Below are 24,713 nucleotides of genomic sequence, written 5' to 3' on the forward strand. Positions count from 1 at the left end.
GCAATTCGCATTCTCACATCTGACATCTCACATTCGACATTTCACATTCTCACATCTCACATCTGACATTTCACATCTAACATCTAACATTTCACATCTCACATTTTCACATCTCACATTCTCACATTCTCACCTCTCACAATTTAATAGTTGAAGATTTATAAAATTTGTCAGCATATTGCGACGGAGTTTCGCCGTACTTTTTTTGAAAGCATTTGCTAAAGTATTTCGGATTGTTGAAACCCACTTTATAACTGATTTCTGAAACGTTTAATTTATTTTGTTCTAATAATTGCGCTGCACGTTTCAATCTGATTTCGTGAATGAATTCGTTTGGCGTGCAATTCGTCCAAGCTTTAATTTTTAGAAATAACATTGTTCGGCTGACGCCTAATTCGGAGCAGAAAAACGGAATATCAAATTGCTCGTTTGAAATGTTTTCTTCGACAATTTTAAAAGCCTTTTTCAAAAGTTCTTCATCAAGCGAAGAAACCGTGATTTCTGACGGAATAAAACTGTCTTCGCTGGAAAATTTGATTTTTAAACGTTCCGTTGTGTTTAATAGGTTTTTAACCCGAAGTCTGAATTCCATTAAATTAAATGGTTTACTGATGTAATCGTCGGCACCGCTTTCCAGCCCTTCAAATTTGTAAACCAATGAAGATCTCGAAGTCAGGAGAATAACCGGAATATGGCTGGTTTTGAGGTTCTCTTTGATTTTGGAACACAATTCAGTTCCTACCATTTCGGGCATAATAACATCAGAAATAATTAAATTCGGAACAAATTTTAAAGCTTTTTCTAATGCAATTTTTCCATTTTCGGCTTCAATAATATTGTACTCTTTTTTGAGCAGGTTTTTCATGAATTTCCGCAACACTTTATGATCTTCAACCAATAAAATCGTCTGCTTTTCTTCATTAACAATTAAATCTTCTAGATCATCATTTTCGATAATTTCCGAAGGTTCTAACTGAGCCGTATATTGAGCAATATCATCACTGATTTTAAAGTCCGAAATAATTTCGCTGTCTAAAAGATGTTCGCGCCCAAGCGGTAAAGTCACTGTAAAAATAACGCCGCCAGAAGTTTTATTCGTGACATCAATTTTTCCTTTGTGCAGTTCGACAATGTTTTTTACAATCGAAAGTCCGATTCCGGTTCCTTTATTATAGTTTTTCTGAACCTGATTGTGCGTTGGGACTTCAAAAAACAAATCAAAAATTTTATCAATATGCTCCTCAGCAATTCCTACACCCGAATCTTCAACTGCAATAAATAGATTCTCCTGATCGTGGTTTATTTTGATAGTAATTGTGCCGCCTTTTGGAGTATATCTAAAGGCATTTGAGATCAAATTATAAAAAACACGTTCGAGTTTGTAGCGGTCAAAATACACCAGAATTTCTTCATTTTCAGTTTCAAACGTATAGTCGTAACCGCCGTCTTTGGCATATTCAATAAAAGACAAAAAGATTTCTTTGGTGAATTTGACAATATTCCCGTTTGCCGATTCCAGCGTAACCTGGTGGCTTTCAAGTTTTCTAAAATCCATTAAACGGTTAATTAAACTCAGCAAATGATTGGCGCTTCCTTCAATAACCAAAAGCTTTTTGTACATTTCGTTAGTGCCGTTATAATCGGCTAATATTTGCTGTAACGGACCTAAAATCAGGGTTAAAGGTGTTCTGAATTCATGCGAAATATTAGTAAAAAAGTCTAGTTTTAATTTGTTGTTTTCTTCAATCCGCTGTGTTTCCAGATATTCCAGTTCTAGTTTTTGTTTTAATCTGGCTTTCGATTTCATAATCCAAATCAAACCGTACAAACCTAAGCCAATTATGATTCCGTATAATAAAAATGCCCAAATACTGCGCCACGGAGCCGGATTTACAATTACGGTAAGCGTTGCTGGGGTTTTATTCCATATACCGTCATTATTGGCTCCCCGAACTTCAAAAACATAAGTTCCCGGGTTCTGAATGGCAAAATTGGCTTCAGAATTTTTTGTCGTGGTCCAGTTATTTTCCAAACCAATTAAACGATAACTGTATTGATTGTTTTTTGATCGAATATAATTTGGGATGGCAAAGTTTATCGAGAAATTAGCTTTGTCGTAATCCAGCGTAATGGTATTGGTAAAACCGATGCTTTTTTCTAAAATGCCGTCTTTGTCATTGGGATTTATAGTTTCGTTTTTGATTTTCAAATCGGTAATTAAAACCTGCGGCGCATATTGATTTAAGGAAATTTTTGCGGCATCAAAAAAAGTAGCACCCGAAGGGCTTCCAAAATAAAATTGATTAGAATCTAATTTTAAAGCCGAATTATCATTGAATTCATTACTTGCCAAGCCGTCTTTTTGGTCGTAAATCACGACAGATTTTTTGGTGGTATTGTATTTAATAATACCTTGATTGGTACTGATCCATAGGTTTTGATCGTCATCTTCTAAAATAGAATGAATAGAAGTGATGACCGTATTTCCGATTTTTAGATTGATTCTGCTAAATTTTTTCCCATCAAAGTAATGGAGCCCTTTTGCTTTTGTTCCAACCCAGATTTTATTTTGAGAATCCTGAAATAAAGTCAAAATATCATCGCCAGATAAAGAGGAATGATCGTAAAAGAAATGCTGAATGGTATATTTTTGGGGATTAAAATTTCGCAGCGGTATACGGTTCAAACCATTTTGAGTTCCAACCCAAAGAACGTTTTGTTTGTCAACTAAAAGAGTTCTAATAATATTATTGGTCAGGAAAATTGGTTTTGTGCTGTCATTCCCAATAATTTGAAAAGTCTTATTTGATGTATTGTAGCGGATTAATCCTTTTCCGAAAGTCCCAATCCATAAAATACTGCCTTCAGTTTTTAGCGAATAAACACCGGTTTCCTTCAATAAATCAAGTAAGTCTGATGCAATTCTGTTGTCTTCGATTCTTTTGGAAAGGGTATTATAAGCCGATAAACCTTTTGAGAAAGTCCCAATCCATAAAATATGATCTTCAGAAAGACACATTGCTTTGATATCATTTTTATTGGTTTGTCCCGTTTTGCTGTTAATGTAGCTTGTTGCTTCTGTTTTTTTATTGTAAATCGTGATACCGCCGCCCTCTGTTCCAAAATAAATATTTTGATTTTGATCTTCAATTATCGAACTCACCACATCAAAACTCATCGGAATCTTTTTAGAATTCTGATTGTAATTCGAGAAATTAACATTCGAAACATCCCAAAGATTCACGCCTTTGTAATAACAGCCAATCCAAACAGAACCTTTTTGATCCATAAAAACCGACTTTACTTTGTCGATTCCGTTGCTGTTATTACTATTATTTATTTTCTGCAGACTTTGATCTTTTCCTAAAATATAGATTCCGTCATAGGCTCCAATCCATAAATCGCCTTGATTATCAATTACCAAAGATCGAATGTCGGTATTGATCTCGCGGTATTTTTCGTTCGGTAAAAACGAAACAAAAACTTTTGTTTTCAAATCAAATTTCAAAAGACCTTTATTTTTGGTTCCAACCCATAAACTGCCTTCTTTTTCTTCGATTATAGATTGTACATTTAGTAAATCTGCTGTATTTAGCGGATAATTTTTAAAGCTGAATTTTCCATTTTTTCTACTCTTTAATTGGCATAAACCTTTTGTAGTTCCAATCCAGATTTCACCGTTTTTGGTTTTTAAAATGCTTAAAATGTTATTGCTTGGAAGGGTAGAAGGATCCTCATCTGAATGAAAAACAGAGGTAAACAATCCCGATTTTTTATTGTAAATCGTCAAACCTTTTGAAGTTCCAAACCACATTTCGCCTCCAATTTCGCGAATGCTCCAAACAGCATTGTTGCTTATGGTATGATTGGCTTTGGTATGAAGATATCGCGTAAAACGGTTGGAAACAGGATCGTAACAATTTAAACCGTTATAAGTTCCCACCCAGATTTTCCCTGAAGCATCTTCATCAATAGCCAAAATATCATTGTTGCTGATCGAAAATTTATCGGCGGCATCATTTCTAAAAACAGTAAATCGGCTTCCGTCGTATTTATTCAGTCCGTCGCGCGTACCAAACCACATCTGCCCAAATTTATCCTGATGAATCGCAATAACAGAACTCTGCGAAAGCCCGTCGGTGGTGGAGATATTTTTAAGACGGTATTTATTTTGGGAAAACAAATTCCCGAAAGCAAATACAATTGCAAGAAAAGCTATTTTATATTTCATAGCGTTTTTTTAAGGTTCAAAGAGGCAAAGGTTCAGAGGTTCAAAGATGCAAAGGTTCTGAGGTTCATTGGCTGGCAAAAAAAACTTTGTGCCTTTGTACCTCTGAGCCTTTGAACCTATCTTAAGCGCTTTTGTAATTGATAATCGTACAAAGACGGAATTTTTTCTATTTCCGTATTCAAAAATTCAATATAAGGATCGACATCATATTTGATTTCAAATTTCGTATTTCCGTGTACGCCGATGATTCTGGCTGAAGCGCCGTCTTTCATTCCGTACAGCAAAACTGGTTTTGAAAGATCAGGATTTTCAACCTGCACATTCAGATTCCAAAAAGTGCTAAAAGGCCCGTGCGAAGGTTTCCAATAATCGGCACCGCCGCCGCCAAACAATAGATAACTATTATTTTTACCGGCTTTTAAATGAACGGTTATATTATCAAACAAATTTTGATGATTCGCTCCCGAATGCTGATCCAAAAGCGGATCTGTAAAAATTTCGCAGTTTTGATAGACGTTTTTGGTCGCAAAGGTGTTGAAACTTAACGGATGAACCGCTGCATTGTAGATTTTAAGATTCTTTACCAAAATATTATGGACACCGCCTAATGTTACCGTATAATGCGCCAAATGCGATCCATCGGTTGTAATGTCCTGAATGGTTGTATTGGCTGTTTCTTCGGCGAGAATACCGCTGTCGGCATTTGTGATTGTAACATCTCTAACCCAGGAATTAAATACTCGGGTTAAGAAAATGGCATTGTTTCCTGGTTCGACATGATGTGCGACTCTCGGAATATCAGGAAAAGTAAATCGTAAATTTTCTATTCCAACTTCATTTAAGTGTTTCCATTCTATCAATTGTGCCTGATAACTTGGTTTTATCGAAATAGTTAAAGGCGTTTTTAAAGTAATTTTGGATCCAGAAATTTTAGTGATTTCAACCTGCTGTCTCACAATGGGCAGTTTTGGAAATTTCCAATGATGCGAACCTGGTTTTACGTTCGCCCCTTGATACAAATCTTTAATGATTTCGCCGTTTTCACCGTCTTTATTAAACAATTGTAATTCGACTACATCGCCGGCTTTCAAGTTTTTTACATCAGAAACGGTAATTGTATGTTCGCCCATTTTCCCCGAATGCACTTTTGCCAAAGCAATAGTTTCGGGTTCGTATTTATCCAGATAAGATTTGACACGTTCGCCCAGAACCTGCGTCCAGATAAAACCGCCCGACCAGGCATACTGCGAAAAAGGAAGATCGATATTGTTTTCGGGTTCGCGTTGTCTTTTATCAAAAGTGGTCAGATATTCGCGAAGTTCTGCCAAAACAGGAGCATCTTTAAGATACATCATCGGTCTTGGGCAGTAGATTTCGGTTCCGTTTTCGGTCGAACCAGAACCGCGAAGGACAAAATTACTTCTTTCAATATAGAGAATTTCGCTTAGAATAATTTTCCCTGCGGGCAATTGCAGAATTACATTTCCTTCAACTTCATTGGCCGCTTTAAGAGCCTTTAAAAGCGCTTTCGAATCGTCTAATTCGTCATTAGCTTTTACGCCAAAATCAACAGCGTTAATTATTTTTCCCTGTGATTTAGGAATTTGGCTTTCGCCGAAGTGATATCCCGCATAACTAAAATCAGGAAGGTAGTTTGTTTTTTGAGAAAGGATTTTAGGGATTTCCTGCGCCATTGTAATATTTACAACGAGGCTGCAAAAAATAGTTATGGCTGGACGAATCATGGTTTTTGTGGTTTGTGGTTAGTTAGTTTTTTGGTTTTACCGCTAAGGCACTAAGACGCAAAGGTTTTTATTTTTTATTTCACGCAGATTGGGCAGATTATATCAGATTCGATATGATAAATAGCTGCGCTGCTCTGCTTAAATCTTTTAAAATCTGCGTGAAATACAATCTCTTTAATCTGTGGTTAAAATAAAAATCTCTGCGGCTTTACGAGATTAAAAACATAAAGCTTTAAAAAAACTTCGCGTCTTAGTACCTTCGCGGTAAACCTTTTATAAAGATCGCTTGATCCCTAATTCAAGTCCGCGTAGTTCTGCTAGTCCTCTCAAACGGCCAATTGCAGAATAACCCGGATTGGTTTTTTTCTTTAAATCGTCCAGCATTTGGTGTCCGTGATCGGGACGCATTGGTAATTTGCTGTTGTTTCTTTTTTCGACTTCCAAAATCGCTTTTACAACTTCGTACATATCAACATCGCCTTCCAGGTGATTGGCTTCGTAAAAACTGCCTTCTTCGTCGCGCTGGGTACTTCTTAGGTGAATAAAATTCATTTTATCGCCGTGACGTCTTACGATTCCCGGTAAATCATTATCGGCACGAACACCGTACGAACCTGTACACATAGTAAATCCATTAGATTTTGACGGTGCAGCATTCATTAATTCAATCAAATCTTCTTCTGTACTTACAACTCTTGGCAAACCTAAAATCGGGTAGGGCGGATCGTCTGGGTGAATCGCCATTAAAACCCCTTCACTTTCTGCGACAGGAATGATTTCTTTTAAAAAGAAAAACAAATTATCCTTCAAAGCCTGTCTGTCAATATGATTGTAAGCGCCTAAAGTCACTAAGAAATCTTCAACCGTATAAGCTTCTTCTGCGCCCGGAAGCCCAGCCAGAATATTGCGCTGCAATTTGATTTTATCATCCTCATTCATCGCATCAAAATAATTTCGTGCTTTCTGAATCTGTTCCAACGAGTATTCTTTTTCAGCTCCTGGTCTTTTCAAAATGAATAATTCAAACGCTGCAAAAGCATTAATATCAAAACGCAGGGCTTTAGAGCCGTCTTCAACAGTATAAGCTAAATCGGTTCTTGACCAATCTAAAACCGGCATGAAGTTGTAGCACACGCAGGTAATCCCGCATAAGGCCAGATTGCGAATGCTTTCTTTGTAATTTTCAATGTATTGAAGATAATTTCCAGTCTGTTTTTTGATGTCTTCGTGAACCGGAATACTCTCTACAACCGACCAATTCAAGCCAGAAGCCCCTTTTTTAGGATCGCCGTCTTGGTGTTCGATTTCGACTTTTCTTTTTAAAATTTCTTCAATTGTCCAAACTTCTCCGTTTGGAATGTGGTGTAAAGCGGTTACAATTCCCGTTGCTCCGGTTTGTGCAATATCTTGTAAAGAAACAGGATCATTTGGTCCGAACCATCTTAATGTTTGTTCCATGTTTTATGTTTTATTTTTTCCTGCAGGGTTTTCAAAATCTTGCAGGTATGTTTGTTTAAAGAGATGATAATTTAAACCTGCAAGGTTTTGGAAACCTTGCAGGAAAGGCTGAGTTAAATCTTAAATGCTTGTTGCAGCAAAGCCGCCATCCACTTTTAAGATGGTTCCCGTTACGAATTTTGACATATCACTGCATAGGAACAATAAAGCACCGTCAATATCTTCCGGAGTTCCAAATCGTCCCATTGGCGTGTGATCAATGATTTTTTCGCCTCTTGGCGTTAGTTTTCCTTCTGGAGTAAGCAATAAAGCACGGTTTTGTTCGCCGATAAAAAAGCCAGGTGAAATGGCGTTTACACGAATTCCTTCGCCGTATTTTTGAGCCAGTTCGACCGCCATCCATTGGGTAAAATTATCGATTGCCGCTTTTGAAGCCGAGTACCCCACAACTCTTGTTAAAGGTCTCTGTGCTGATGCCGACGATATATTGATGATATTTCCCGATTTTTGTTTGGCAAAAAGTGCTGCAAAAACCTGAGTTGGAAGCATGGTTCCAATAATATTCAAATCAATAACTTTTTGTAAGTCATCACTTTTCATATCATAAACCGATTGATCAGGCTGAATAGTTGCGCCCGGCATATTACCGCCTGCTGCGTTTATCAAAATATCAAGACGACCGTATTTTTCAACAATAAAATCTTTGGCTTTTTCTACTTCTTCTTTATTTAAAACATTCGCCTGAACAGCAAAACCCTGTCCGCCGTTTGCTTCGATTGTTTTTACCGTATTTTCAGCTTTTTCAAGTGACTGAGAAACGATCCCGACAACTACGCCTTGCTGCGCCAGAACATTTGCAAAACGGCTTCCTAAAACGCCTGCACCGCCCGTAATTAGGGCTATTTTTCCTTTTAAATTAAATATTGAATCCATTCTTTTTAAAATATGCTTGTATTTATGTTTATTTTTATTGGGATTTGGAATTTTAGATTTGGAATTAACCTTTTCTAAGGTTTTCAATAATTTCCAAAACATTTTTAGTTTCCCTTTCGATGGTGTCGTATTCTTCATATTCCATCACTTTTTTACTGATGAGTTTGCTTCCCATTCCAACTGCCGAAACACCAGCGTCAAACCAGCTTTGAATACTGGTTTTAGTAGTATCGACTCCGCCCGTTGGCATAAAAGTTAGATTCGGAAAAATATCTTTAATTCCACTCATAAAGTCGGGCCCTAAAATGTTGCCTGGAAAAAGCTTGATAAATTGTACTCCTGCATTTTCTGCCGCGATAATTTCGGTTGGCGTCATACAGCCGGGAGCATACAACACTTCTTTACTGATTAGAAAGGCAGCAACTTCTGGAACAAAACCGGGACTGATAAAAAAATCAGCTCCAATTTCATAGTAGCTTTCTGCTTGTTTTAGATTTTTAATAGTGCCGATACCCAAAAGTAAATCCGGCATTTCGGCATTTCGAACTGCAATCATTTTCTTGAAATTCGAAAAAGCCTCAGGACCTCTACTGGTGTATTCGACCGCTTTAATTCCTGCTTTGTACAGCGTTCTTAAAACAGCGATGGTTTTATCTTCATCACTATTAAAGTAGAGCGGAAGAGTTCCTTGGCTGACAATCGTATCTATGGTATTTTGGATCGTACTCATGGTTTTATATTTTTACTTTAAAGACAATTTTTTTAAGCAGTCCTTCGCCGATCATGGCAGCGTGTACATCTTCTGGATATAAAATAGCGAATTGTTTTTCCTGTAATTCAAAAAACATATCGGGCGCATCATGAAAGAAACGAACATCACGTTCGTCACTATAATCACCATTTGGATGGACACATTTTTCTCTAGGTTTCCAGGCAAAAGTTTCAGGACCTTTGATCGAAATTTGAATATCGATGTTTTTATCATGACATTCAAAACCTTTGATGCTTTCTTCTCTCGTACTTCCTCCGCCAATAATTACAATCATTTTTAAGCCTTCGGTAATTTCAAACGTTCCCGCTTCAAGAGAATTAATATCGTTTTGGTTGACGTAATCAAAAGCTTTTTGAAAATTAGGATGAAGACTGTAATACTTGGCCGCGTTTTGTAATGAATCTATTATCATTTTCTATCGTTATTATTTTGGTTTTTTAATGTAATGTGTATATTTGCGTGTGCGTACACGGTAGTTTTACAAATGTATGTAAAATGAGATTTAAAACAAGCTGTTTTTAATAAAATAAATTAAATTTACTGCATAGCCTTTATTTTTTTAACTTAAAAAGAATCAATATCATAACAATTAAAAAAATTGCCGAACTAGCCAATATTTCTCCTGGAACTGTTGACAGGATTATACACAACCGCGGACAAGCAGCACAGGAAACTGTGGATAAAGTCAATGCGATAATTGAGCAGTTTGGTTATAAGCGAAATATTCTGGCGAGTAATCTGGCCTTAAACAAAAAGTTTCGTTTTGCAGTTTTCCTCCCAAAATCTGAAACGCTGGAATATTGGAAAAGCCAAGTTAGCGGTATTGAAAAAGCAGCTTTAGAGTTTAGTAAATTCGGAATTGCTTTGGAGTATTTTTTTTATGATTATACACTGATTTCATTTAAAGAAACCGTTAAAAAAGTCATGCAGTTTGAGGGTGACGGTTTGCTTTTTGCACCCATTTTTTATGAAGATTCTGTTCAGTTTTTGAATGAATACCAAAAGAAAAATATTCCGGTTGTGATGATCGATTCTAATATATCAGATAAAAATGAACACGCTTATGTGGGACAGGATGCTTTTCAGAGCGGTTATCTGGCTGGGAGATTAATCAGTTTTGCTGTAAAAAACGAAAGACAGGTTTTGATTTTTAAAATCACGCGCGAAATCGAAAGTACTTCGGTTTACCTGCAGCGCATAGATGGTTTTTATTCTTATTTTAAAGACCATAATGAACTTACGAATTTTAAGTTCTCGGAAATTACAATTAAAGATTCGGGTATTGATAAACTGAATCTCGAGATGTTTTCTGGAATTAACAGTGTTTTTGTACCCAATTCGAGAGCGTATATCGTCGCAAAATTTTTGGATGAAAATAATATCAAAGGTGTTCGAATTATCGGCTATGATTTATTAAACGAAAATATCGAATATTTAAATAAAGGCGTTATCGATTTCTTGATCAACCAAAGACCCGAACAGCAAGGTTATTTAGGGATTAATTATCTCTACAAAAAATTGGTTTTACAGGAAGCAGTGGAGCAGACGAATTATATTCCGCTGGAAATTATTTTAAAAGAGAATTATTTTCCAGCTAAGAAATAAAAAAATTGGCCACTGGTTTTACGGATTGTACTGATTGTACTGATTGATACTGATAATTTAAAATAAACCAGTGTAAACCCGTTTTATCCGTAAAACCCGTGGGCGCCATGTCCCAACTATTTCTTAACCTTTACAATCAAAGGGTTATTTACTTTTTCAGCAAAAGAACTTAAATAGGCTTCCCATTCTTGTTTAGTTTGAAACGGGCTTCCTTTTTTCCATCCAAAACCAACGTAATAAATGGCTTTTCCGTTTTTCACTGCGATATTTCCGTAAAGATTACTAAGGTCTTTTTCTTCTGTAACGTGATTGTCAAAACTTAGTAAAGTGTTTTTTGGAGCAACCAGACCCGTTCCAATTTCAGAATCGTCTATAGGTTCCCAATAACTTAACCAGCCTTCTTTTAAATTGGTTCCCGTTGTTCCTTTTTTCTCGTGAAGAGTCAAACCTGCAGCGATTGTTTTTGTACCTGTAATGTTGATTTCAAATCGGGAAAGCTGGCTCCCGTAATCTAAGCTGATTATTTTTGATTCGGTTATTTTATTGCCGTTGGCATCCCAGTCGGCATAAGTTAAAATAAAACTCGTTCTGATCGGACCGTTCGTAATGGTTTTCCAGTTGATAAAATTTTTCGAGAAATAGTATTTACCCTCTACATTTACAGCAATACCGCCCACACCGCGACTGTCGCCTACGTGAAAATTATCCAAACCTTCGCCGGTATCTTTATGATAAGTTCCCGTTCCGTTTGTGGCTTTTTCATACCATTTGTTAATGATCGGATAATCGACTCTTTTTAGCCAGGCATCGATACCGCTGGTTAAAGTACCGCCCGGAATTTTGTCTTCAACCATTTTTTGCGCTACAGGGCCGTACGTTCTAAAAGCAACTTTATTATTTTCCCATGCATAATCGTCGGTTCGTTCGGGAACAAAACGAGAATAACAATTTAAAACTTTAGATGTCGATGGATTGGTTCCAACAAAAACTTCAAAATCCTGTTTAGATGAAGCTTTTATTTTTGGCTGAAACAAAAGTAAATCTGCAATTCCGTCGCCGTCATTATCTACGGTTTGTGTTTCAAGAAAAGTGTTGTTTGCTTTAATAACATAGTTTTCAAGTTTTGCAGTAACAGGTAAACCCAAAGATTTTTTAGTTAGCTCTACCGTTTCAAATTCCCGGTCAACTTTTAAATTATTACTGATTGTGATGATTTTATTTTGAGACTGAACTGTAAAACTGACCGCCAGAATTACGCTGAATAAAAGTTGTTTTTTCAAAATAACTATTTTTTAATTGTTGCTTTTTTATTTCCATAAAAATACAAATCTAAAAGCAGGTATAAATACACAAAAGGGGTAATTATGTACAAAAGTTTGAAATTAGCTATCTGACATGTAATTGTAGTTTTTTATTTGTTAATTTAAAAAAAGGCAGTATGTTTACGGAAAACAGTAAAATCAGGTTTAACACATTTAATATGTTTGAATAATAAAAAAGAATATAAAAATGAAGTATGTCTCAAATCTAATTCCAGAAAAATCGCGGGTATTAGAATATTATTTTAAAGGAAATATTTACGAAACAAAAAAAATTAAAGTTTTTCAGAAATTTTTAAGATGGCTTTTGGCGTCGTTTTTTATACTTTTTGCCTTACTGTCTTTGAAACATCCATTAATAACTTTGTTGTTCGGCTTTATAGGATTTATGATTTCGCCTTTTGGACATGTTTGGCTCGAAAAAAAGTTTAAATTTCGTTTAACTAAAAAAATAAAGTCTTTTAGTGCGATTATAATTTTACTTTTCTCTTTTCCTCTTCTAGTCCACTATAACACAATAGATAATAAAAAAGCTGAGATGTTAAGTTTAAAGTTTGAAAAAGAAAAAAGGGAAAGGATAGAATTAGAACGAAAAGAAAAGATTAGAAATGATAGTTTAACATATTATTTAAATATAAGTTCTCAATTTGCACTAAAACATAAAACAGATGATGCATTCAAACAATTAAAAGCGGCATCATTGTTTTCAAAATTGCCTGAAGATATAGAGAGAATTTCAATTGAGAAAAGGAAAATATCAACAATTAGAGCCTATGATCTTGTTAAAGCTGAGAAATACAAATTAGCTTTATCAGATTTAAATACATTAATTTCTGAAACAGATAATAATTCCAATCTATATTATAATAGAGCTCTTTGTTTTAGCAAAACAGGGAAAATTGGAGAAGCAGTTAGTGATTGCCTAAAAGCAATGAAACTTGGAGATATAAGAGCAGATAAATTATACAATAAAATTAATCCTGTAAAGAGACGAATTGCATATTACGTTACCCGATGTTGTGATGGAACAACTTCAAGTTCAAGCGGTCGTGGAACTTGCTCACATCACGGGGGAGTTTGTAATTGGAGCGAACCAGTATATGAAGAATACAGAAAATACGAATAATTATGAGAGAAAATATTTTCCAAATTGTACCATTGGTACGTCCAAGTTTTTTTCAAAAAATATTTAAGCAATTACCTATAGAGAATAGTGTGATTGAGGTAAATAATTTATTAGCATCATATTCAATAAAGGATATTCCTAAAGAACATATTAACGAGATAGAAGAGAAGTATCAAATTAATCTTGAAAAAGAGTTCAAACTTAATCTTGAAGAATTTTATGCGGTATATTTAAATCATTATTTAAAAGATGGAATTTTAAAGGACTCAGATTTTGAAAATTTAAATCATTTAAGTTATATTTTATCACTTAAGAAGGATTCTGTAGAAATGCTGGTTTTAAAAATTGGAGAAATAGTTTACAGAAAATTTTTTACAAAAGCAATTTCTAACGGAAGATTAATAAGGAGAGAAGAAGAATTTTTAGAGAAAATTGAAAATGAAATGAATCTTCCTAAAACATTAGTAAATAAGATTTCTTATGAAATGAAGAATAATTTTCTTCAAGATTATGTAAGAAATGTTATTAATAACAAAGAACTTTCACCTGATATTGAAAAAGAAATAAATAATATCAGTGAAAGTTTAAGAATCGATTTAGTTTTTACAAAGGACATAACAAAACAAATCGAAAATCTTAAATTATATTGGAAAATTGAAAACCTAGATTTACAAACTATTGAAGCTGATATTTTGATTCAAAAGTCTGAGACATGTTATTTCAGGGCAAATTCAGTAAAATGGTACGAATTTAAAAGTTTAAGACAAAAACCAACCAATTATATCTCTAATTTTAAAGTTTTAAAAGAGTTTTATTTGAATTTAAACTCCCAGGGAGCAAATAATAATAACCCTTACATTAAATATGTTGATTCTGGTAGTTTATATTTAACGAATAAAAGAATTATTTTTATTGGAAGAAATAAAAATATAAATATCAGATTTGAAAAAATTTTAAGATTAACTCCGCAATTAGACGGAATTGAAGTTGAGAAGGATACAATTAAATCAGCCTTCATTCAGCTTACAAATAAAGCAGATGAATTTTCTTTAATTTTAAACAAGTTAATAATTATTAAATAAATCTATTGTAAAAAATATAATTTGTTTATATATAAAAGTTATAAACTTTTATAATCTTTTTCTACTTTTATTTCATCAATTTAATATTGTAACAATATGAAAAAGAGCTATTTATTGATTATGATTGGCTTTTTGGCCTTTAGCATTACAAATGGGCAGACAATTAAAAATGCAGCGCAGTTAAAAGAAAAACTAAAAGCTGTAAACAGTCAAATTGAAGCTTCTTTTCTGCGTAATGACAGTAGTGTTATTCTGAAATATTATGACGATAAAGAACCGGTCTGTATGCCCGAATATCATAAAGCATTATATACCAAAGAAGATATAAAATCCTATTATCAGCAATGGCTTTCGGGTTTTAAAATAAGCGCCTATAAACGGGATATTTACGAAGTTCAGTTAATTGAAAACTATGCTGTTGAAATAGGCACTTTTAGTATTAATTCGATTAATCATAAAGGTGCATCACTGGTTTACGACGGAAAATATTTGAATGTCTGGAGAATTGAAAAAGCAGGCAGACTCACTTTAGTATCTGAAATCTGGGGCGCGAATAAAGCGATAGAGGGTTCTAATTTTTCATTTATAAAAACAAAACGACGAGAAACTCCAAAGCCAAAAATAAACAAAGCTTTAGAAAATGAAGTAAGTAAACGTAACGATCGCATTGCAGAGCTCGTAAGAAATAGAGAAGGAGAGAAACACGCCCTGGAGCTCTTTACCAAAGATGCCATATACCTAACTTATGATACGTCTATGCTGGTTGGAATGGAAAATATCAAGCCGTATTTTACAGAGCATGAAAAGCCAAACGGAGTATCGATTGATTCTATATCTATTAAAGCCAGCATGATGATTCCGCTCAATAATTTTGTTGTTGAGTACGGTTATTATTATGTAGATGTTTCGTGGGATAATAAAAAAGGAAGGGCGATTGTTACCGGAAAAAGCACCAATCTCTGGAAAAGGGATGAAAACGGAATTCTGATGTTGTATCGTCAAATGGTTAATCATAATTAATGGCGGATATTCCAAAAAGTATAACGACATTTATATTGAGTTAAAAAAAAACAACAACACCTCATGAAACAAAGCGCCGGCATATTACTGTATAAGTTTGTAGACAAAACGGTTTTTTTCTTTTTGGTTCATCCAGGCGGACCATTTTGGAAGAACAAAGATTTAGAAAGCTGGTCGATTCCAAAAGGAGAATTTACAGACGACGAGGAGCCGCTTGATGCTGCGATCCGTGAATTTAAGGAAGAAACCGGTTTTGAGGTCGATGGTGATTTTATCAAACTCGAACATGTCAAGCTTAAATCAGGTAAAATTGTTCATGCCTGGGCGGTTGATTTTGATTTGGATGAAGCCTTACTAAAAAGCAATAATTTTGAAATGGAATGGCCTCCGAAATCAGGAAAATTAGAAAGTTTCCCCGAAGTTGACAAAGGAGAATGGTTTCAAACAGACGATGCTTTAAAGAAAATAAACCCTGCACAGGCCGATTTTATTATTCAAATGGTTTCTAAAATTTCGGCTTCCCTTTAAAACGATGACCTCTTTATGAGATAATTTTTGTAATTTACATTCTTGTCATCTGATTCAGTTTATCAGATTAATTAAAATGTAAATAAAGATTATGGAAGTGAAATGTATTATTTTCGACTGCGATGGAGTTTTAGTAGATACGGAAAAAATAGGTAACGGAATATTACTTGAAATGGCATCGAAGTACGGATTTAAAATGGAAATTGAAGATGCCTACCGCGATTTTAACGGCCGTAAGTTAAAAGAGTGTTTTCATCATATCGAAGAAGCAATTCAGGCAAAACTGCCGGAATCTTTTGAAGCCGAATACCGTGAAAAAAGTTTCGAAGCTTTTAAGACACAGGTAAAACCAATGGAAGGTGTAGTCTCATTTATAGAGAACCTGAAAATTCCGTATTGCGTAGCATCAAGCGGACCGGTTGAGAAGATCAGATTAAATCTGGAAGTGGCAGGTTTATTGGATAAATTCGAAAATAAAATCTTTAGTTCGTATCAAATCAACAGCTGGAAACCAGATCCGGGAATATTTTTATATGCTGCAAATGAAATGGGCTTTGAAGTAAATGAATGTATTGTTGTGGAAGACAGCAAAGCAGGCGTAAAAGCTGGAATTCAAGGCGGATTTAGAGTATTTGGTCTTGCCAACGGTTATAATAATCCAGATTTAGAGGAAGAAGGCGCAATGCTGTTTTATACTTATGAGGAGTTGAGCGGGATACTGGGAGTTTGATTTTGGTTCAGGTTTCGGGGTATTTTGTTTCAGGTTTCAGGTTTCAGGTTTCAAGTTTCAAGTTTCAGGTTTCGGGTTTGGTTAACGATTAAATATTCCGTTAGGAATATCTGGTCGGTAGCATGTTTTACGAAATGAATGTTATGTGCATAATTCAAACGTTCCTACGGAACGTTCAACAGCGAATCCATTTAAAATCTACCAACCAAACATTCCTTCGGAATGAATAATATAGTGACGAAATATAATGGATGAAACTAGTTTTACAGCTTTGTCAAAGTTTCAAACTTTGACAAAGCTTAATTACCTCATTATCTAATTGTCAAATTCTCTAATTATCAAATTCTCTAATTAACAAATTCTTTAATCTAAATGTAATTTGTTGCATTAAAATAAAATTTTATATATTTGAATTCCGACATTCTCTTTTTTGGTGTAATAATAATGAATAATTGTTATTAGTACATTTAAAAAAATGGATGTTTTTGCCTAGAAAGTAACTTTCCCAAAGAGTTATTTTTGAAGTTGTGATTTCCCAAAAAAATCACGCCATAACCTACAGACCGAAACAAAATGACGAAATTTATAATTAGAATTTTAGTTCTATCACTATTACTCGTTTTTCCAGTCAAAGCCCAAATTAAAAAAATTGGTGTTCCGTTTATTACCAATTACAGTCCGAAAACATACAAAGCTGCCTCCGAAAACTGGGATGTAATTCAGGATTCAAAAGGCATGATGTTTTTTGCCAATCATTTCGGGATCATGCAGTTTGACGGTGTGCGGTGGAATATTGTTACACAGCCTGATAACCGCAGTATGGTTCGTTCTATGGCGATTGATAAAAACGATAAAATATATGTGGGCGCTCAGGGCGATTTTGGTTACACGATGCAGCTTCCAAACGGGCAGTATCAATACACTTCTTTGGTAAAATTGCTGCCGGCTGCAGCTAGAAATTTTGGTGATGTACTGCATACTGTGATTCACAAGAATGAAATTATCTTTTTTTCTTATGAAGAAATTTTTATTTATAAAAACAATAAAATAAAAGTATTAAAGTCTAAAACCAATTTTGACGATTTTTTTGAAGTAGGGAAAAAAATATACGTTACCGATAATGAAAAAGGGCTTTTAGAACTAAAGGAAGATCAATTAGTTCCGATTAAGGATAGTGAGAAATTTGCAGGACTGCAGATTAGAAAAATTTTTAAAACAAAAAAAGGCTTTTTGTTGTTTACCCAAAAACAGGGACTTTTTATTTACGAAGAAAATCAAATGAAGCCGTTTGTGACCGAAGCAGATCATTTATTGAAGCAAAATCAGATCTCGGCGGGAATTCAACTTTCGGATGGATATTTCGGAATCGGAACGCGGCAATCTGGTTTGATAGTTATAGATAGTTCGGGGCATTTGATCCAGCATATTAATAAGCAGATAGGGCTTCAGAATGAATATGTGACAAATTTTAAAAGGGACAAAGAAGGAAATTTGTGGGTAACGCTCAAAGGCGGTATTTCTCAGATTCAGATTTCGTCTCCTTTGTCAAAAATCATTGACAATTCAAATGCTGAAACTAAAATATACTGCAGCCAGATTTATCAGAATAAATTATATATCGCGACCGATAATGGTTTGTTTTGGCTGGATTGGGACGATTACAAAAATGGAAAAAGAGAAAATGCAAATTTCAAACATATCTCTGGAATGACTGAAAATGTTTGGAATGTCGGTGTTTTTGGAAACTCACTTCTGGCTTTTGAAAAAAATGGAATATTTGAGATCAATGGGAATGCCGCAAAAGCGATAGCCAAAATTGACGGGGCGTGGAAAGGGGTTTTAGTTCCAAACCATTCTGATTTATTGCTTGCCGGCGGTTATACGGGATTGTATCTTTTGAAAAATATAAACGGAACCTGGGTTTATCAGCATAAAATAAAAGGTTTTGATGAAAGCAGCAGGATTATAGAAACGGACAAAGAGGGAAATATTTGGATCGCGCACGGATATAAAGGAATTTTCAAACTAAAATTTAACCCAGCTTTTGATGCTGTTGCTTCTATTGAGTTTTATAATGATAAAAACGGTTTTCCGTCGAGTTTGTTTTTGAATGTTTTCAAGATTCATGATGAGATACTTTTTGGAACGACAAAGGGGGTTTACAGGCAGAATACAGCTTCAAAAAAAATGATTCTGGATCCGATTTTTAAGAAATACCTTGGACAGGAAAATCACATTCGGCTTCTTAAAGCAGATCATCAGGATAATATTTGGTACGTTTCTGGTGAAAATACGGGAAGAATAATCGAAACTAGAAATCGTAATTTTCAAGCAGAAGAACTGCCATTTAGAAAACTCAGATATTTATATATTCCAGGTTTTGAAAACATACAAACAACTTCGGACGGCGATGTCTTTTTCGGAACACAAGATGGACTGATTCATTACAGTGCGGTAAAAAGTAAAAAGTATGCCACAAAATACAGGACGGTCATTTCTGAAGTAAAAAGTATTTTTCCAAAAGACAGTTTATTGTTTTCAAGCCGATATGATGTGCTGCCGAACAAAACGGGTTCTCTTAAAAAAATGCCGGCTGTCTTATCTTATTCCAATAATGCGCTTCATTTTTCTTTTGCCTCGCTTTTTTTTGATGATGCCGAAGCCACACAATATGAATATTGGTTGGAAGGTTTTGAACCGGGCTGGTCAGATTACAGTCTTCAAACCGAAAAAGAATATACCAATCTGCCTGAAAACGAATATGTTTTTCATGTAAGAGCCAAAAACATCTATGATGTTGTAAGTGAAGAAGCTGTTTTTAGTTTTAAAGTTTTACCGCCTTGGTACAGAACAGTTTGGGCTTATATTTTGTATTTTTTACTGTACAGTGTTGTCATTTATTTGATTGTCAAATATCAAAAATCGGTTGCGGGACGACAACGGCAGCAGTTGATTGAGAATCAGGAAATAGAATTACTTCGCAGCCGCGCAGAACTTAACGAACAGCGGTTGACACTGGAGCAGGAAAATATGAATATTATGCGTGAAAATCTCGAAGCGACTATTAACTTAAAAAACGCCAAGGTAGCTTCGAATGCTGTGAACATGATTCATTTAAATGAAATTTTACTTTCGATCAAAGAACTGATTACGCAGATTGATAAGAAGAACGATGCGAATGTAAATTTTAGTTTGTTAACTAAAATCAACAAACTGATCGATCATGAATTACAGGGCGATAAACATTGGAACGAATTCGAAGAAATCTTTAATCAGCTGCACGATAATTTTATGCAGCGTTTAAAATCAAGTTACCCAGAACTGACGCCGCGCGATATGCGATTGTGTGCTTATCTGCGAATGAACTTTAATACAAAAGAAATTGCACCGCTTTTAGGAATTTCTGTTCGCGGTGTAGAGGATACCCGATACCGTATTCGAAAAAAACTCCAGCTTCCGTCGGATGCTAACATAACCGAATTCATTCTTAATTTTTAATAAGATGAATTATGGTACGCTGATGAAACTGATTGGCTTTCGCGAAAGCGCTAATTTAGTTTGAGCGCGGATGGAACAGATTTGCTTTCGCGAAGACGCTATTTAGTTTGAACGCGGATGAAACTGATTTGCTTTCGCGAAAGCGCTAATTTAGTTTGAACGCGGATGGAACAGATTTGCTTTCGCGAAAGCTTTATTTAGTTTGAAAGCGGATGAAACTGATTCGCTTTCGCGAAGACGCTGATTTTTACGGATTTTTAATTTGTAGTAAAATCTGTTTTTTGGTTCTGCATTATCAATTTTGGTTTATCCAGAATCAATTTTAGATCTTTTCTTATGACGTATTCTCCTAAGTAGTTTTACGGTTTTTGCGGGCTATTTTTTACATTTTTTTTAAAACACCGTAGTCAAACCGTACTCTAAAATGTAAGTCTTGCCTGATTTTTTAGTTAATATTGTCCCTCCCAATGGTAAAATGATCAGCTATTTTTTACAAACGGCTCTTCGTTTTTCATCAGGAAACTTACTAACAAAAAACTAAAAAAAATGAATCAAAAAGACTCTATTTTCGGCCGACCACCGAAAGACAATTTCTCTTTATTTAAAAAATGCTGTATTGCATTTTTACTGTTTTTATTTCCCATGTTCGAGATTCAGGCGCAGTGTAATACGCTGGTTTGGTCAGACGAATTTAATGGCACAACAGTAGATTTAACCAAATGGCAGAGCATTTCTGGCAACGGCTGTCCGTCACTCTGCGGATTCGGAAATGCAGAGGCACAGCGCTACGATCCTAATCAGGCAACGATTGTAAAAGAAGGAACCAATAGTTATTTAAACATTGAGGCAAAATACCTGCCCAATTCACAATTTCCAGATCAACCGTATAGCTCTGCAAAGTTAACCACAGACGGCAAGTATTCTTTAAAGTACGGAAGAGTAGAAGCTCGCATGAAACTCTCTAATGGACAAGGTGCTTGGCCGGCATTCTGGATGCTTCCTGCAAATGGTACAGGAAACTGGCCGTATACGGGCGAAATTGATATTATGGAAGCCAAACACCGAAATCCGCAGTCGATCGATGGAACGATTCATTATGATGGAGGCGGTTATCATTTTACCGGAAGAAGTTATTCTTCTCCAGTAGATTTGTCGGCAGGTTTTCATGTGTATGCTGTAGAATGGGGACCCAATATCATTAAATGGTTTGTAGACGACGTTCTCTTTCATACGGCAACCCCAAATACAACTGTCAACGGCGGATGGCCTTTTAATGATAACAACTTTTATATTATTCTGAATCTGGCTGTTGGAAGTGCAGGGACACCTTATACAAGTGTAAATGGGGCAGGAGTGGCTCCAGTTCCAGGAGATTTTCCAGCCAAATTACAAGTCGATTATGTGCGTGTTTACGACGGAAGTTTTAAATACACCGTAACGGGAGATAACAAAGTATATCAAAATGAAACCAGCAAAACTTATTCTATAAATGCCATTGCAGGAGCGTCATACAATTGGACAGTTCCCGCAGGTGCCGCAATTGCTTCTGGACAAGGAACAAACGCTATTACAGTAAATTGGGGAACAACAGGCGGAGATGTTTCGGTTACAGCTTCGGTTTCGGGTTGTGTTGTTACTACTTATAAACTGGCAGTTGCGACAGAAGCGGCTTTACCTGTAGAAAAAATACACGAGGATTTTCAAACCAATAGAAATGTATTGTATCCTGTAAAAACGGGAGTATTGACAGAAGCCGTTGCTAATCCTTCTGCAACGGGAATCAATACGTCGGCTTTGGTGGGAAGATATGTTCGGAATTCTTCTGAATTGTATGATGTTTTGAATATCCGAAATGTTTCTATTACAAACGCTAATGATTATGTATACGGACGAAAAAGACTTTCATTTGATATTTACACTTCGGCGCCCGTTGGAACCAAAATTTCGATGCAGTTAGAAAACAGCAATGTAACAACGGCAACCAATTATCCGTCGGGAAGACACAGCGGTTTTAAGGCTGTAACAACTGTTCAAAACAAATGGGAAACCATTGAGTTTGAATTCGAAAAAATAATCGATCCCAATACCAGCGCTTTAACGATCAATAATGTGGTGGTTCTTTTTGAATCGAATTCCAATTCTGGAGCGACGTATTATTTTGACAATCTGCTCACAAAAGCAGCACCAGAAAAACCAATTATTGCAACTGACGTTTTACAAAACTACGACGGCATCAATAAAATTATAAAAGGAACTACGACTGGAGTGTATTCTGTTGCGGCAAATCCGGGAAGTAATTCGGTTAACGCTTCCGCGAATGTGGCGAAGTACGTTAGAAACGTGACAGAACAATACGATGTTTTGTTTTTCAATACGCAAAGCACGATTGAAGATGCAGGTTTGCTTAAAAATCAGACCAATAAAATCATGATCGATGTGTATACTTCTGCGCCAATAGGGACGGTTGTAAGTGTGAATTTAGAAAACAGTGCTGCATCGCTTCCGGCCAATTATCCAACGGGAAGAAATAGTAATTATGTTGCTATCACGACGAAACAAAACCAATGGGAAACATTGACTTTCTATTACAATTCAAGTCCAGATGCCGGAACTTCAAACTTGGCTGTAAATCAAATGGTTTTATTGTTTAATTCTGGCTCGTATACAAACGACACCTATTATTTCGATAATATTAGAATCGGTTCTACTAAATTGCCAGACACCTTTACGCCTGGCGTTGTTTATGAAGATTATCAAAATACACACAATATCACCTTTAGAGATGCGATCGGCACGTATACACCGAACACGGCAAATCCAAGCGCATCGGGAATCAATACTTCTACAAACGTTGGAAAGTACGTTCGTAAATCAACAGAATTGTATGATAACTTTTCATTCAATACTACATTAACCAATATCGGAGACTTTAAAGGCGGAACGAAAAAATTCGCAATGGATGTGTATACTTCAGCTCCGGTTGGATCTATTATTTCATGGCAGGCAGAAAGCAGTGCTTCAATTCCATCCAATTATCCGGCCGGAAGACATAGTATTTACCAAGGTGTCGTTAAACAGACTAATGCTTGGCATACGGTAACCTTTACGTATGTAAGTTCGCCAGACGCATCGACTTTAAACAGCGAAGTAAACCGTTTTGTTTTCTTATTTGAACCGGGAACCAATTCTGGAAACACTTATTATTTTGATAATCTGAGAGCTTTAAATCTGGTTTCGACAGAAACACCAGCAGGATTGCCAGCACCTTGGATTAGCACCGATTTAGGAGCGGTAACACCTGCTGGAGAAGCTTCGCATGCTAACGGAACTTTTACTATCAAAGGTTCTGGAACCGACATTTGGGAATCCAGCGATCAGTTTCAATATGTGTATCAGCCGATTACTGGCGATGCCGAAATTATTGCAAGAGTTACTTCGCTTACAAATACGAATACGTACGCAAAAGCGGGCGTAATGTTCCGCGAAACATTGACACCGACTTCTAAGCATGCCATGACGACTATTACAGCAGCAGCGGGAGTGGAGTTTTTGTCAAGAGATGCAGTTTCGGTGCCAACGATTCAACAGGGAGCGGCGGGAACTTTTCCAAAATGGCTGCGAATTGTAAGATCAGGAAATACATTTACGTCTTATACCTCAGACAATGGTACAACTTGGACTCCAATTGGTACGGCAAGAACCATCACTATGGCGAATACGATTTATGTCGGAATGGCTGTAACGTCTCATAACAACGGGACTTTGGCAACAGGTGTTTTCAGCGATGTTATTGTTAGAAATATTACTGCAAACCCGAATGTGAATTTAGCTTTAGCTAAAACAGCGACGGCATCTACAGAAGAAAATGCCGCACTTTCGGCATCAAAAGCAACTGATGGAGACAGCACCGCTACAAGATGGGCAAGTTCTTTTGCCAATGCAACCGAATGGATTTATGTTGATTTAGGAAGTAATTACAACCTTAACCGTGTGGTTTTAAAATGGGAAGCTGCTTTTGCGACCCAATATAAAATACAGCTTTCTACAGATACTGTTTTCACAGAAAATGAAACCATTACGACACAAACTGCTTCTGACGGCGGTACTGATGATTTAGCGGTAAGCGGCTCAGGAAGATATTTGAGAATTTTATGTACTGCAAAAGCTTTAGCACCTTATGGATATTCATTGTATGAAATAGAAGCCTACGGATCGGCATCAACAGCTAAAATGGCTTTGAATACCGAAACAGCGTCTCAAGAACAAGAAGTGGTTTTTGCGATGTATCCAAATCCGGCGAGTAACTATATTCAAGTTGCAATACCTGAAAAACTGGACAACAAAATCATCTCGATTTATGATAATTCAGGAACGTTGATTCTTCAGAACAAACTTGAAAATGATGCCAATGAAAGCTTGATTGATATCAGCAGATTAGAAAGAGGAATTTACATTCTGAACTTCAAATCAGATCAAAAAAGCTGGACCAAAAAATTGATTAAGAAATAATAAAAAATCCGTTGGGTGTCATTTGTTTTAAAAATAAATCCCCCAAAGAAAAGAATAGCTGGAATTAAATTTAAAGGATAGCACCAAAATTTCACCTGACGGATCATTAAGTCACTATTTTGAAAATGATTTTTGTTTTAAAATCTATTTACGTAAC

15 protein-coding genes are annotated in these 24,713 nt (G+C 35.7%); 8 read left to right on the top strand and 7 right to left on the bottom strand.

Annotated elements, in window-relative coordinates; translation table 11 throughout:
• Nucleotides 1-136 precede the first annotated feature (136 nt).
• The 6 genes from C4F50_RS14540 to C4F50_RS14565 form a co-directional block, all read right to left on the bottom strand.
• Nucleotides 137-4,231 (bottom strand): two-component regulator propeller domain-containing protein, encoded by a 4,095-nt coding sequence (locus C4F50_RS14540; RefSeq protein WP_194139379.1) that lies wholly within the window; start codon nucleotides 4,229-4,231, stop codon nucleotides 137-139.
• A gap of 116 nt (nucleotides 4,232-4,347) precedes the next feature.
• Nucleotides 4,348-5,976: a hypothetical protein gene (locus C4F50_RS14545; protein WP_194139380.1), complete on the bottom strand. Its 1,629-nt coding sequence runs from the start codon at nucleotides 5,974-5,976 to the stop codon at nucleotides 4,348-4,350.
• A gap of 273 nt (nucleotides 5,977-6,249) precedes the next feature.
• A complete protein-coding gene (gene uxuA / locus C4F50_RS14550) occupies nucleotides 6,250-7,434 on the bottom strand; it encodes a mannonate dehydratase (RefSeq protein ID WP_194139381.1) in 1,185 nt (394 codons plus the stop codon).
• A gap of 120 nt (nucleotides 7,435-7,554) precedes the next feature.
• Complete coding sequence (locus C4F50_RS14555) at nucleotides 7,555-8,367, bottom strand: SDR family oxidoreductase (protein ID WP_194139382.1); 813 nt, start codon at nucleotides 8,365-8,367, stop codon at nucleotides 7,555-7,557.
• A 64-nt stretch (nucleotides 8,368-8,431) separates the two neighbouring features.
• A complete protein-coding gene (locus C4F50_RS14560; RefSeq protein ID WP_194139383.1) occupies nucleotides 8,432-9,097 on the bottom strand; it encodes a bifunctional 4-hydroxy-2-oxoglutarate aldolase/2-dehydro-3-deoxy-phosphogluconate aldolase in 666 nt (221 codons plus the stop codon).
• Between the two features lie 4 nt (nucleotides 9,098-9,101).
• Nucleotides 9,102-9,551 carry a NanQ anomerase/TabA/YiaL family protein gene (locus tag C4F50_RS14565; protein WP_194139384.1) on the bottom strand — a complete coding sequence of 150 codons (450 nt, stop codon included), beginning with the start codon at nucleotides 9,549-9,551 and terminating at the stop codon, nucleotides 9,102-9,104.
• Between the two features lie 185 nt (nucleotides 9,552-9,736).
• On the opposite strand from C4F50_RS14565, the gene C4F50_RS14570 reads away from it, so the two are divergent.
• Entirely contained in the window at nucleotides 9,737-10,744 is a 1,008-nt protein-coding gene (locus C4F50_RS14570; RefSeq protein WP_194139706.1) for a substrate-binding domain-containing protein, read from the top strand.
• Nucleotides 10,745-10,860: 116 nt separating this feature from the next.
• On the opposite strand, the gene C4F50_RS14575 is transcribed toward C4F50_RS14570, so the two are convergent.
• Entirely contained in the window at nucleotides 10,861-12,024 is a 1,164-nt protein-coding gene (locus tag C4F50_RS14575; protein WP_228012036.1) for a BT3233 family polysaccharide utilization protein, read from the bottom strand.
• Nucleotides 12,025-12,253: 229 nt separating this feature from the next.
• Between C4F50_RS14575 and C4F50_RS14580 the strand changes: the two genes are divergently transcribed.
• The 7 genes from C4F50_RS14580 to C4F50_RS14610 all read left to right on the top strand — a co-directional run bounded on the left by C4F50_RS14580 (nucleotide 12,254) and on the right by C4F50_RS14610 (nucleotide 24,556).
• A complete protein-coding gene (locus tag C4F50_RS14580) occupies nucleotides 12,254-13,189 on the top strand; it encodes a hypothetical protein (RefSeq protein WP_194139385.1) in 936 nt (311 codons plus the stop codon).
• 2 nt (nucleotides 13,190-13,191) lie between these two features.
• Nucleotides 13,192-14,271, top strand: a complete 1,080-nt coding sequence (locus tag C4F50_RS14585) for a hypothetical protein (RefSeq protein ID WP_194139386.1) — start codon at nucleotides 13,192-13,194, stop codon at nucleotides 14,269-14,271.
• A 96-nt stretch (nucleotides 14,272-14,367) separates the two neighbouring features.
• Nucleotides 14,368-15,291, top strand: coding sequence for a DUF4440 domain-containing protein (locus C4F50_RS14590; RefSeq protein ID WP_194139387.1), 924 nt, complete (start codon nucleotides 14,368-14,370; stop codon nucleotides 15,289-15,291).
• Between the two features lie 63 nt (nucleotides 15,292-15,354).
• Entirely contained in the window at nucleotides 15,355-15,819 is a 465-nt protein-coding gene (locus tag C4F50_RS14595; RefSeq protein WP_194139388.1) for an NUDIX hydrolase, read from the top strand.
• A 91-nt stretch (nucleotides 15,820-15,910) separates the two neighbouring features.
• Nucleotides 15,911-16,549: an HAD family hydrolase gene (locus C4F50_RS14600; RefSeq protein WP_194139389.1), complete on the top strand. Its 639-nt coding sequence runs from the start codon at nucleotides 15,911-15,913 to the stop codon at nucleotides 16,547-16,549.
• A 573-nt stretch (nucleotides 16,550-17,122) separates the two neighbouring features.
• On the top strand, nucleotides 17,123-20,047 hold the full coding sequence (locus tag C4F50_RS14605; RefSeq protein WP_194139390.1) for a triple tyrosine motif-containing protein: 2,925 nt from the start codon (nucleotides 17,123-17,125) through the stop codon (nucleotides 20,045-20,047).
• Between the two features lie 546 nt (nucleotides 20,048-20,593).
• Complete coding sequence (locus tag C4F50_RS14610; RefSeq protein WP_194139391.1) at nucleotides 20,594-24,556, top strand: family 16 glycosylhydrolase; 3,963 nt, start codon at nucleotides 20,594-20,596, stop codon at nucleotides 24,554-24,556.
• Nucleotides 24,557-24,713: the final 157 nt, after the last annotated feature.

This window comes from Flavobacterium hungaricum (genome assembly GCF_015182285.1).
GTDB lineage: Bacteria > Bacteroidota > Bacteroidia > Flavobacteriales > Flavobacteriaceae > Flavobacterium > Flavobacterium hungaricum.